General features: G+C 42.1%; 11 protein-coding genes and 1 other RNA gene. 7 read left to right on the forward strand and 5 right to left on the reverse strand.

Annotated features, from left to right (window positions below):
• Nucleotides 1-134 precede the first annotated feature (134 nt).
• Complete coding sequence (locus FK220_RS07925; protein ID WP_152573780.1) at nt 135-854, forward strand: hypothetical protein; 720 nt, start codon at nt 135-137, stop codon at nt 852-854.
• Between the two features lie 66 nt (nt 855-920).
• Here FK220_RS07925 and FK220_RS07930 read toward each other — a convergent pair whose 3' ends face one another.
• Together FK220_RS07930 and FK220_RS07935 are read right to left on the reverse strand one after the other, a co-directional pair.
• Complete coding sequence (locus FK220_RS07930; protein ID WP_152573781.1) at nt 921-2057, reverse strand: hypothetical protein; 1137 nt, start codon at nt 2055-2057, stop codon at nt 921-923.
• Nucleotides 2058-2084: 27 nt separating this feature from the next.
• Nucleotides 2085-3713, reverse strand: coding sequence for an ABC-F family ATP-binding cassette domain-containing protein (locus FK220_RS07935; RefSeq protein WP_152573782.1), 1629 nt, complete (start codon nt 3711-3713; stop codon nt 2085-2087).
• Between the two features lie 177 nt (nt 3714-3890).
• Between FK220_RS07935 and FK220_RS07940 the strand changes: the two genes are divergently transcribed.
• Nucleotides 3891-5270 carry a transaldolase gene (locus tag FK220_RS07940; protein ID WP_152573783.1) on the forward strand — a complete coding sequence of 460 codons (1380 nt, stop codon included), beginning with the start codon at nt 3891-3893 and terminating at the stop codon, nt 5268-5270.
• 86 nt (nt 5271-5356) lie between these two features.
• Here the strand turns inward: FK220_RS07940 and fsa are convergent, their stop codons facing one another.
• The 3 genes from fsa to ffs all read right to left on the reverse strand — a co-directional run bounded on the left by fsa (nt 5357) and on the right by ffs (nt 7090).
• Nucleotides 5357-6010, reverse strand: coding sequence for a fructose-6-phosphate aldolase (gene fsa / locus FK220_RS07945; protein WP_152573784.1), 654 nt, complete (start codon nt 6008-6010; stop codon nt 5357-5359).
• 96 nt (nt 6011-6106) lie between these two features.
• Nucleotides 6107-6913: an SDR family oxidoreductase gene (locus FK220_RS07950; RefSeq protein WP_152573785.1), complete on the reverse strand. Its 807-nt coding sequence runs from the start codon at nt 6911-6913 to the stop codon at nt 6107-6109.
• A gap of 78 nt (nt 6914-6991) precedes the next feature.
• Nucleotides 6992-7090, reverse strand: an RNA gene (gene ffs, locus FK220_RS07955) — signal recognition particle sRNA small type.
• 309 nt (nt 7091-7399) lie between these two features.
• Here ffs and FK220_RS07960 point away from each other — a divergent pair.
• The 5 genes from FK220_RS07960 (at nt 7400) to FK220_RS07980 (ending at nt 11740) form a co-directional block, all read left to right on the forward strand.
• Nucleotides 7400-8446 carry a glutaminyl-peptide cyclotransferase gene (locus FK220_RS07960; protein WP_317168314.1) on the forward strand — a complete coding sequence of 349 codons (1047 nt, stop codon included), beginning with the start codon at nt 7400-7402 and terminating at the stop codon, nt 8444-8446.
• Nucleotides 8446-8841 carry an acyl-CoA thioesterase gene (locus FK220_RS07965; RefSeq protein ID WP_152573787.1) on the forward strand — a complete coding sequence of 132 codons (396 nt, stop codon included), beginning with the start codon at nt 8446-8448 and terminating at the stop codon, nt 8839-8841. Before FK220_RS07960 ends, FK220_RS07965 begins: the two co-directional genes overlap by 1 nt.
• Before the next feature lie 56 nt (nt 8842-8897).
• Nucleotides 8898-10439, forward strand: a complete 1542-nt coding sequence (locus tag FK220_RS07970; RefSeq protein WP_152573788.1) for a hypothetical protein — start codon at nt 8898-8900, stop codon at nt 10437-10439.
• A gap of 259 nt (nt 10440-10698) precedes the next feature.
• On the forward strand, nt 10699-11430 hold the full coding sequence (locus FK220_RS07975) for a LytR/AlgR family response regulator transcription factor (protein ID WP_152573789.1): 732 nt from the start codon (nt 10699-10701) through the stop codon (nt 11428-11430).
• A 139-nt stretch (nt 11431-11569) separates the two neighbouring features.
• Entirely contained in the window at nt 11570-11740 is a 171-nt protein-coding gene (locus tag FK220_RS07980; RefSeq protein WP_166204835.1) for a hypothetical protein, read from the forward strand.
• The last annotated feature ends 49 nt before the right edge of the window (nt 11741-11789 follow it).

The raw sequence follows: 11789 nt of genomic DNA on the forward strand, positions 1-11789 counted from the left end.
CAATCCTCAACCCGTTTTACATGTTAAAGGAAAAGGTCGTTCATAGAATTTAACATTATATTAACACTTGGGTTTTGATCTTAATTCTGAAAGAAAATAGAATTCGTTAAATTTGACATGCTAAAGAAAAAGAAATGGTGCTAAAAAAAACGAATATCGAGGAAAAACTCGAAAAGCTAAAAGCGAAAAGTAACGATTCGGAACACATTCTGGATACTGTATATCGTATCTTGAAGGAAGATTCCAAAGAACGGGACCGAATAGCGAAAACCCTCAACGGTGGTAGATCGGCGATTACCAATCAATTCGATTTTGATCTACTGGAATCCCATCGAATCTATCACATTGATCAAATCAAGACCATCTGTATCGATTATAGGCTTCGCTTTTTGGATTCCAAATATTTTAAAAGTAAAATCCCCCAAGAAGCCTACTCCAAAATAAAGGAGTTGGAAAAAGCTCACAACACCGAGTTAAAAGGCTTCAAAATTGTTGCTCCTTCCAAATTGTTCAAATTGGACGATAAGGATGACCCCTTACTCTTTGCCCCGATCGGCAACAACTACTTTTATTTGATTCATAAGTGGGGCAACGATCTTCATCCATTACGTAAAGCCTTGGTATGGCCCTTCAAGAATATTGTCAATCTAGGTCTACTGGTGGTTCTCATCAGCTATTTATGTACACTATTAGTGCCAGACGGGCTATTTTCAAAATCGGGGTCTAGTACCGAGTTTTGGATTATCTTTTTCTTCATGTTCAAGAGTATTGCCTCTGTTGTAATTTTTTATGGCTTTGCCCTGGGTAAGAATTTTAATCCTGCGATTTGGAATAGCAAATATTTCAATGCCTAGAACCATCGGAAAATAAAAAAGCATCTCAAAATTGTTTTGAGATGCTTTTTTTTGTGGTTTTGATCGCTACTTCACTATAATGGCATAAGGAATGCCATCCACATCCAAATTATCGATTACTGCAGGTTCTGAACCGGTCTTGACCCGTAATAGACCTCCCTTGTCAAGCCCGACTTTTTTGTAACCGATTAACATGTATCCGTTTTTTGTATCAAAATCGACCATGGTAGTCGTCTCAATTTCATACTCGATGGTCCGCTGCGCCTCGGTCAAAAAATTCTCATAGGCGTACAAAATAACAATATCGTTGGCAAAGTCATAAATACCGGGGACCTTAGGGTAGCTACTATTTTCACCAGGCGACATTTCATAATATAGTCTTCCCTCGTTATCGAAATTATTCGATCTAGAGGAAACAAACCGCGGTTCCTTGCCTTCTTGGTAATTCACGTACTGTATCGAAAGCGTTTGGCTATTCAATAGCGTATGTAGTTCGTCGTAGCTAATAACAAGGTTTCCGTCGCTATTTTTGATCAGTCGCTGTGCATCAAACCCCAGATTCATTTCAATGATCATGGTATTAGTGGCAGCATCCATCACAAACAATGCGTTCTCATCGGTAACAGCTTCATCGAGGGCAAGAACAAATAGACGATTATTCGTAAATACCAAATCTAGAGGTTTTTTGTCTAATGGGACATCGACAAAATTTTCGTCGGTTGAATCCAAATCGACCACACGTACAAAGTATTTGGTGTCTTTTGCATCAACTTCCAATCCGTAAGCTACGTATACCCTGGTTTCCGTATGGGCGATGGCATAGGCGGTAAGTCCACAGTCTCCTAAATCCTCGAAGAGTGCTAGCTCGGTAGCGGTATCATTGATGAAATCGTACTTCAGGATCTCACCACCACAAACCCCAGTTCTTTGATAGAAGGACATTTCTAAACCCTCCCTGTAGGTAAGGTCGGGAATACCGGTGTTTTTAAAATCACTATCAGCAGGGTTAACGGTTACCAGCTCGGCGCCAGCATTCAACAACTGGCTTTTCAGAGTAGTACCGGAAGTAAGCAACAAAACGTAATCGGCGTCGGTGCCCGGGTTGGTGGGCCCTTCCCCTACCCCTGTACCTTCATCCGAGGTACTACATGACATCAATACAAGGCACGCCAATAGCAGGTTAAAAAGATTGTAGGTTCGCATGATATAAGAATTTGGGTTTCTCAAAAACTATGCAGGAACTGCATACATTTTCTCACGCAGCTCCTTTATGGCCTTCTCGGACATATATTCATCGAACGTTAAATGTCTGTCTATATTGCCTTTAGGTGTTAATTCGATGATACGATCGGCAACCGTTTGGGCAAACTCATGGTCATGGGTAGTAAAGAGAACGGTACCCTTGAAATTCTTTAGGGAATTGTTAAAAGCTGTGATACTTTCCAAATCTAAATGGTTGGTAGGCTCGTCGAGCATCAGCACATTGGCTCTTAGCATCATCATTCTGCTCAGCATACATCGAACCTTCTCTCCGCCAGAAAGAACCGTGCTCTTCTTCAGGGCCTCTTCGCCACTAAACAACATCTTTCCCAAGAACCCACGAATGTAGACCTCCTCGCGCTCTTCCTCGGTCTTTGCCCATTGCCGTAGCCAATCGACCAGATTAATGTTTTGAGTAAAAAAGTCCGAATTGTCGGCGGGAAGGTACGACTGTGAAGTTGTGATACCCCATTGATAATCACCTTTGGCCGCTTCCTTGTTACCGTTTATTATCTCATAGAAAGCAGTGGTCGCCCTTGAATCTTTTGAGATGATTGCAACCTTGTCCCCTTTGTTGAGGTTAATATTTACATTTTGAAACAGGAGGTCGCCATCTTCCGAATAGGCAGTTAAACCATTTACGTTCAGAATTTGGTCCCCAGCTTCCCGTTCCCTGTCAAAAATTATCGCCGGATATCTCCTACTCGATGGTTTGATGTCCTCTACCTTAAGTTTGGACAGCATTTTCTTGCGGCTAGTCGCCTGCTTGCTTTTCGCCACGTTGGCACTAAAACGCATAATAAACTCCTGTAATTCCTTGGCCTTTTCTTCGGCCTTTTTATTCTGCTGGGCTCTTTGACGCGCTGCCAACTGACTACTTTCATACCAAAAGGTGTAATTGCCGCTATACAAGTTGATTTTTCCAAAGTCAATATCCCCGATATGCGTACAGACCGCGTCAAGAAAATGACGGTCGTGCGATACTACGATTACCGTATTCTCGTATTCCGCCAGAAAATTTTCCAACCAACTAATGGTTTCATAGTCCAAATCGTTGGTAGGTTCGTCCATAATCAAAACATCAGGGTTTCCAAACAACGCCTGTGCTAACAATACCCTCACCTTGAGCTTGGAATCCATATCGCTCATGGCCGTATAATGCAACTCTTCGGAGATACCCAAATTGGATAAAAGGGCGGCCGCGTCGCTGTCGGCATTCCAACCGTTCATTTCTTCGAATTGTACCTGAAGCTCCCCTATTCTGTCCGCATTTTCATCCGAATAATCGGCGTAGAGCGCGTCTATTTCCTGTTTAATGGTAAATAAGGGTTTATTGCCCATGACCACGGTTTCAAGAACGGTGTAATCGTCGTAGGCATTGTGGTTTTGTTCCAAGATGGACATACGCTTGCCCGGCTCTAAATGCACATGTCCCGAGGTAGGTTCAATCTGTCCGGACAATACCTTTAAAAATGTGGACTTACCAGCCCCGTTGGCACCGATTATTCCGTAGCAATTGCCTTGGGTAAACGAGATATTGACCTCATCGAACAAGACCCTTTTCCCAAACTGAACCGACAAATTCGAAACCGATAACATATTTTTTCTTTTAAAATTTCGCGCAAAAATACGTAAAAATAGTTCCTTTGACCAATAAACCTACTTGGTATGTTGTTAGACCAAAAGATTAACGTAACTGCCTAACATTTAACGTGCTATTAACAGCAACAGGATTAGCGCTTACGTAATTTTACGCGCTAAAGAGATATTCTTTTTATGGATAAACAAATACTTTATCTGTTTCTTTTCATTTTGGCAGGTTGCAGTAAAGGAGAGAGAAATTCCCCCAACGTTTTTTTCGCCGGTGAAATCGTAAATCCCACAAGTACCCACATTGTACTTTATAAAGGCGATAAGGTGATAGATTCCGCGGCCCTGGATGAACAGAATCGTTTTTCCTTTCGATTTGACTCCTTACCGAAAGGGCTTTACCATTTTAACCATACACCCGAATTGCAATACGTTTACCTAGAAGGAGGCGATAGCGTCATGATACGCTTAAATACCATTGATTTTGATGAATCGCTCGCATTTTCCGGTAGAGGAAGCGAAATTAGCAGTTTTCTTCTGGAGCTTTTTCTTGCCCAGGAAGCCGAGCTTCAGGCGATCAACACCTACTTCAATCTGGAAGCGAATGAGTTTGCCAAAAAAGTCGACTCCTTAAAGCAACTTAAACTGATACTCCTGGAAGACCTTGTCGAAGATGGGGATATTTCGAAGCATGAGGAAAGTATTGCCAAGACCAGTATAGAATATGCCTATAATACCCATAAGGAAAAATACCCATTTCGTCATAAAAATTTGGCGCACGCGGGTGTAATGGAAAAACTTCCGAAAGGGTTTTACGACTACCGATCCACATTGGAGTTCGGGAACGAGGAGCTCACTTATTTGAGGCCCTACTATAATTTTATGCTGAACCATATTCAAAATGTGGCGTTTATGGACTGTTCCGAACGCTGCAAGGTGAAAAAGAAGATTGTTAAAAATCAGCTTCATTTCAACGAACACAAATTGCATATCATCGACAGCCTTGTCACTGCAAAGGAGCTTAAAGACAATCTGTTCAGGTACGTTGCGTTCAACTATTTGCTGAAAGTTCATGATCCGGAAGAAAATAAAAAGTTCATCAAAGAATTTCACCGGTTGTCAAGAAACAACAAACATCTGGAAGAAATTGAAAACCTGTACCAGGGCATCGAGAACATTCAGCCTAACAAAATGGTGCCTGACGTCTATGTTTCAAAAGTGAACGGGGATACGGTATCACTTAGGAAAATCGCCGAAGAGGGCAAAACAGTTTTTTATTTTTGGTCCGGTGTTGAAAAACAACATTTTGAAAATACCAAAAAACGGATTGCTTTGCTTACCGAACAACGCCCCGAGTATCGCTATGTGGGAATCAATGTGAATACGAGTGAAAAGGCTTGGAAGTCGATGCTCGAAATCTCTTCTTTGGACAAGGAACTTCAGTATAGGGCTATTGACTTCGAAGAACTGACCAACTCTCTGATTATTTACCCCCCCAATAAGTGTGTGATTACCAAGGACGCCATGATCGTAGATGCTTTTTCAAACCTTTATGCTTCCTTCTAGTACTGACGGAAACGAGTACTCTGGGATGGCCATAAAAAAGTGTGGACATATACAACACCCACACTTTTTATAATAACTATTCCTTATTAGTTCCCTTTTTTGTAATCCGCTAAAAATTTCTCCAGACCAATATCGGTCAAAGGATGCTTCAATAAGCCCTCAATTGCAGACAATGGCCCTGTCATAACGTCGGCGCCCAGCTTGGCACAGTCGATGACATGCATGGTATGCCTTACCGATGCGGCGAGGATTTGGGTCTCAAACGCATAGTTGTCATAAATCATCCTGATTTCGGCAATCAGGTTTAATCCATCCGTGGAGACATCGTCTAACCTGCCAATAAAGGGAGATACATAGGTAGCGCCTGCTTTGGCGGCCAATAAGGCCTGTCCAGGAGAAAAGACCAGGGTACAATTCGTGCGGATACCTTTGTCCGAAAAATATTTAAGGGCTTTGACCCCATCTTTAATCATGGGTACCTTTACCACAATCTGGTCATGCAGTTCGGCCAGTTCCTCTCCTTCCTTGACCATGGCATCGAACTCCGTAGCAATTACTTCCGCCGAAACATCGCCTTCGACGATATTACAAATATCCACATAGTGTTTCAGTATATTGTTACGTCCAGTTATTCCTTCCTTCGCCATTAGGGAGGGGTTGGTGGTAACACCATCCAAAACTCCCAAAGCTTGGGCCTCACGTATTTGATCTAGATTAGCAGTGTCGATAAAAAATTTCATTCCTTAAGATTTATTTGATGATAAAATTACTCGCAATTTCCAAACCCTTCCATCCCAAATCGTATAATCAGGGATGACAAATTCGGGTTTGTAAAACTACAACTTATAATGGTTCAATAACATTTTCTCAAATACTTTCTCGGGTAGTATCTTTTTCAAAAAAACCGATATTTTCTGGGAAAATGCACCTACTTTATAGTGTATACGCGGCTTTTGTGTTCGAATAATCTTAAAAACCTTTTTGGCTACCTCAATGGGGTCTTCCCCATCGTCTACGCCATCGTTGATGGCCTCCAGCGTACGGGCATATTGAACGTAAGGTGATCCCTTTACCGCCTTCACATGGTAGCGGCCTGCGGCGATATTGGTGGCAAAATCACCGGGGGCCAAGTTGGTGATTTGCACTCCGAATTCCTTGGTTTCCATCCGAAGTGCTTCCGTAATTATTTCCAACGCACCCTTAGAAGCTGAATAAACCCCCCGATAAGGTAAGCCCATGTATCCTGCGATGGAAGTAATATTAATGATAAGTCCGTATTTTTGCTCGCGCATCTGTGGCAGAACGGCCTTGATCATTCGGAGCGGTCCATGAAAATTGACATCGAAGGCATTCACTATTTGATCATGGGGCGTTTCTTCCAACGGTCCTGTTATTCCCACGCCGGCATTGTTTATCAAAACATCGACCCGACCCTCCAGCTCGATCAATCGATGGATGGCCGACTCGATACCGTCTGTTTTTCGCACATCCAACTCCAACAACTCGAAAGCGGTGAAATCGGCATGGCGCGACAAACTCCTTGTGGTTCCATACACCTTAAATTGCTTTGATTTCAAATAAATCCCTATGGATTTTCCGATGCCGGAAGATCCGCCGGTAATAAGTACAACCTTGTTTTGCATACGATTGCAAAATAACGAATAAAATAAGCGTTGAAAAAAGGAAAAGGAGGAAGTCTTTGCTCGACTTTAACGTACAAAAAAAGGCAAGCTACCTACATCGCACCGCTACGACCGTATACCCTTGCTGCGTTCCCACCCTGGGGGATTCTACAGGAGCTGGTCGTGTAGGACTTGCCTCATGCAAATATACGACCTTTTAAATGCCTTTTTAAAATTTGGAATAGGAATTTAACAGATAATTTTCCCTTCGAAAGCAAGCATCCATTTCTGATACGCTACTGAATATATTTTAAAGCCTTCCAAATAATCCTGTGGAAATGAAAAAAGATATCGGCCAGTTTATGAGGCCCTACCCATCCTTGCACCCGTTTTACTATCTAGAATTTATGAAGTACCTTGCTTTCCAATTAGTGGGCGATTGCGATTTGAATTGTACACTCGTCTTAGCTGTCAACAGCATCGCCAAAACATTTTTATACAATGAATATGATCAAATTTTTAATGACCAACTTCCTTTTGATAACCTTACTGGGATGTGGGGATATGGACAGGAAGAAATCTACACCATTCGCTATCGAAATCGATGGGAAAGAATTCAGAAAAAACGAACGTATTGCGGTAAGCATCAAGAATCCTGAAAATAAGGAAATAAGCAACATTAAATATTCTATCGATGGGAAAGAGCTGTTGCTTGTCGATGGTAAAATAATTTTGGATATTACGCAGCTGGGCACCAAAATGTTGAACGCCAAGGTAGACCATGATGGTACATCGACGACCCTATCAAAAAAAATCAAGGTCTTGGCGGAAAAGGCACCGGAGGTATATACCTATGAAATTTTAAACGAATACCCCCACGATAATAGGGCTTATACCCAGGGACTCGAATTTCACAACGGAGTCCTTTATGAAAGTACGGGCAAGAAAGATCGCTCATCGTTAAGAAAGGTAGACTATAACACGGGGGAAGTGCTTCAACAGGTCGATATGGACGGTACGGTTTTCGGTGAGGGAATCACTATTTTCAACGATAAAATCTATATGCTTACCTGGCAGAGTGGGCTTGGGTTTATTTACAATCTAAATGATTTAAAAAAGCTTGATAACTTTCAGTACGGGGAAAGCAAAGAGGGTTGGGGACTCACCAATAACGGTGAAAAGTTGATCAAGAGCGATGGTACGGAAAAAATTTGGTTCTTGAACCCGGAAACTCTGGTCGAAGAAGGCTATATCGAGACCGTTACCAACAAATCGATTTTCAATAGGGCCAATGAACTGGAATATGTTGATGGTAAAATATATGCCAATGTATACCAAAGACCCAGTGTTATGATCATCGACGCGATTAGTGGAGCCATTGAGGGCGTCGTCAATTTTAGCGGGCTCGACAAAAAAGTAAGCAAGCATGCAGGTTGGAGCTCCACGGAAAACGTCCTAAACGGCATTGCATACCATCCGGAGCGAAAAACTTTTTTTGTGACCGGGAAAGATTGGGATAAGCTATTCGAGGTAAAAATCGTCAAAAAGCAGTAATGGCCTACTTCGAGAAGATAATTGTCGTTTCGGAGGACGACCTTGATGAACTCGAGCATGTGAACAATGTTCGCTATGTCCAATGGATCCAGGATATCTCCAAGGCTCATTGGCAGACCATCGCGCCGCTATCCCTACAGCGATCGGTGGCTTGGGTGGTGATGCATCACGACATCACCTACAGGAATGCCGCCAAACTCAATGATGAGCTAAGAATTAAAACTTATATTGAAAAAAGTCGTGGAGCGATCTCGACGAGGATCGTGGAAATAAGTCTTCATAAAACAAATACCCTTTTAATTCGTTCCATTACCAAATGGTGTCTGTTAAATTCCAACACTTTTAAACCCATGCGAATTTCGGATGACATCATGAAACTATTTGAAAAGCATTGACTATCATTATGTTTGTCAAATAAAGAAAATTAGCGGCGAGAAACATCCTCAAAAGAATGCAGCGTACCTGTTACACATTGATCATCTTCTGTCTTATTATGCTCTGGAGTTCATGCAGAAAAGATTTTGAGTATGTGCGTAGCTCGGGCAACTTACAGTTCTCTAAAGATACCGTGTTCTTGGATACCGTTTTTTCCAACATCGGTAGCAGCACCTATACCCTGAAAGTATATAACCGTTCCCAAGATGATATCTTAATACCCAACATCCGCCTGGCGCAAGGGCAGGATAGCCGATATCGACTGAATGTGGATGGACGGGCCGGAAAAGAATTTACCAACGTAACGCTTTTGGCACAAGACAGTCTTTTTGTGTTTATAGAGACCACCTTTGACATTTCCTCAGTGGAAACATCAACCTTTTTGTACACTGATGTAATTCAATTCGACAATGGAGGCAACCAACAAGAGGTGCCATTGGTGACCTTGGTGCAGGATGCTGTTTTTATATTTCCCGGCACAAATGCCAATGGTGACAAAGAAACACTATTGCTCGGGGTGGATGTTGATGGCAATGAAATCCGGGTCCAAGGGGTGGCAATGGACCCTGACCAACTCAATTTCACCGATGAAAAACCATATGTAATCTATGGCTATGCGGCGGTTCCACAAAATGCCGTACTATCCATAGACGCCGGGGCCAGGGTACATTTTCACCAGAATTCGGGAATCTGGGTACAGCCTGGAGCCTCGATACAAATCAATGGTGAGCTCAGCACTGATAGTCTGTTGTTGGAGCAAGAAGTTATTTTTGAGGGAGACCGCCTGGAACCGGAATTTGAAGATGTTCCAGGTCAATGGGGCACCCTTTGGCTCTCAGAGGGAAGCTTGAATAATCAAATAGACCATCTTACCATTAAAAATGCTACCATAGGCCTGCTGGTAGAAGGCAACGACCCCCAAGGCGCTTCTACCCTTTCTATCAAGAATTCCCGAATATACAATTCTTCCAGCGTTAACCTGTGGGCAAGAACGGCTTCCATCGATGCTGAAAACCTGGTATTGGGCAGTGCAGGCAATATTTCACTCTATTGCAATTTAGGAGGTAGTTATGCCTTTACCCATACTACCATTGCCAACTATTGGTCTAATGGTTTTAGGGGAGGCGAAGCCCTACGCATCGACAATGTAGTGGGTCTCAACTCGGGGGAAACCTTAACCGGGGATTTGAGAAGGGCCGATTTTACCAATAGTATTATCGATGGCAATAGTTTTATAGAGTTGGCATTATCACGCAACGAGGATTATCCCTTTAATTTTTCGTTCACAAATTGTTTGATTCGGTTTGATGATCGTAACGGACTATTCGACGATAACCCCCTCTATGATTTTGGCGATTCCGACTTTTATGACACCGTTTTTCTCAACGAGCCTACCGAGTTTATAGCGCCTTCAAAGAACGATTTTAGACTCGGGGAAACTTCCGCTGCCATTGGAAGGGGCCTTCCCGAAGCTGCCCAATCGGTACCACTCGATATTTTGGGGTTTGACCGGACCACCAATGCCGATCTGGGAGCCTACCAGTTTTTCGTGGAATGAGATATTGGAAATGCTTCTTGACGTGGCCCCAAAAAGCATGTCGCCGACTGTCTTACCTGCTTTTTTCTAGAAATGAATTTCCAGTGTCTAAAAATCACTGCTTTTTTCGAATATGTTAAAATTTATAAAAATGAAAGTGTTTTCCTTCAAAAATGCTTGTTTTCAGCCTTTTAGCTAAAAAAACCATAGTTTTTATAAGGTAAATCTATAGTCTAGTCTCGTCCACTATCGCTAATTTGCACTAACAATAAACACCACAGTGGAATACAAATACATCATTATCGATTCCGATGCCACTTCCAAGTTGCAGTTGATGCATTATTTGGAGGAGCACGGTGATTTTGATTTTGTAGGACTTTCCAAGAATAGCGGGGAAGGCCTGGATTCCATTTTAAAATATTCCCCCGATGTGGTGTTTATTAACTTGAACGAAGTCGCTTCGGAATACTTTCAAATGGTAGCCGAACTACACCAATATATTAGTGAAATTCCCGTGATTATCGGTATTTCAAAAACCAAGGACTACGCCTACCAAGCTATCAAAAGTAACTTTTTCGATTATTGGCTCATGCCATATAACGAATTTGACATTCGTAAATCACTGCTGAAGCTTAAAAAGCAGACTCCGAAGGAACCGGTCCCTCAAAAGCTTTGCCTCCAGTCGTATCGGGACTATCACTATGTGGATACCAACGATATCCTCTACCTACAGGCCGATAACAATGCGACCAATTTCATCATGGCCGATGGTTCGGTAATCAATGCCTATAAAACTTTAAAGACCTTTGAACAACAATTACCGGAAAACTTCGTTAGGGTACATCAGAGCTATATCTTGAATACCAGATACGTAGCCAGAATCAATTATGGCAAAGCGGTCTGTAGTCTCAAGGGTCAAAAACTACAGCTACCTTTCTCCAAAACCTATAGGGAGAACGTTGACGGGCTCAAAAAGTCACTGTCAAAAAACAGTATTTCTGCCTTGAATTAATCAAATTCTAGTAGATTCCTATTAAATACTAGCAGAATCCGTTCGTTTACCAGATGTTTTTTAGGGAACTCCCAAGCCTGTAATCGTCTTGCTACTTTAGCAACGTATTTAATTGTAACCCCCTTAAACCATTAGGATTATGAAAAAAGTAGTATTGATTGCAGCAGTAGTATTAATGAATGTAGGTCTATATTCTTGTGAAAAAGAGAATACGATTGATGAGACTCAGGCCTTGTATGAAAATTTGGAGATATCTGCAAACGATGATGATTCCAGCGAAACCGATGATAGGGAAGATCCCAACAACTAAACGAACCCGTCACAGAATAAAATGGAGCCCTATCTAAAATGTTAGGGCT

This window comes from Pelagihabitans pacificus (assembly GCF_009371985.2).
Taxonomy (GTDB): Bacteria; Bacteroidota; Bacteroidia; order Flavobacteriales; family Flavobacteriaceae; genus Pelagihabitans; species Pelagihabitans pacificus.

What these genes read in the sequence shown, in the direction of transcription:
- FK220_RS07925 (WP_152573780.1), top strand. Translation starts at nt 135, where the DNA reads ATGGTGCTAAAAAAAACGAATATCGAGGAAAAACTCGAAAAGCTAAAA.
- FK220_RS07930 (WP_152573781.1), bottom strand. Translation starts at nt 2,057, where the DNA reads ATGCGAACCTACAATCTTTTTAACCTGCTATTGGCGTGCCTTGTATTG.
- FK220_RS07935 (WP_152573782.1), bottom strand. Translation starts at nt 3,713, where the DNA reads ATGTTATCGGTTTCGAATTTGTCGGTTCAGTTTGGGAAAAGGGTCTTG.
- FK220_RS07940 (WP_152573783.1), top strand. Translation starts at nt 3,891, where the DNA reads ATGGATAAACAAATACTTTATCTGTTTCTTTTCATTTTGGCAGGTTGC.
- fsa (WP_152573784.1), bottom strand. Translation starts at nt 6,010, where the DNA reads ATGAAATTTTTTATCGACACTGCTAATCTAGATCAAATACGTGAGGCC.
- FK220_RS07950 (WP_152573785.1), bottom strand. Translation starts at nt 6,913, where the DNA reads ATGCAAAACAAGGTTGTACTTATTACCGGCGGATCTTCCGGCATCGGA.
- FK220_RS07960 (WP_317168314.1), top strand. Translation starts at nt 7,400, where the DNA reads ATGATCAAATTTTTAATGACCAACTTCCTTTTGATAACCTTACTGGGA.
- FK220_RS07965 (WP_152573787.1), top strand. Translation starts at nt 8,446, where the DNA reads ATGGCCTACTTCGAGAAGATAATTGTCGTTTCGGAGGACGACCTTGAT.
- FK220_RS07970 (WP_152573788.1), top strand. Translation starts at nt 8,898, where the DNA reads ATGCAGCGTACCTGTTACACATTGATCATCTTCTGTCTTATTATGCTC.
- FK220_RS07980 (WP_166204835.1), top strand. Translation starts at nt 11,570, where the DNA reads ATGAAAAAAGTAGTATTGATTGCAGCAGTAGTATTAATGAATGTAGGT.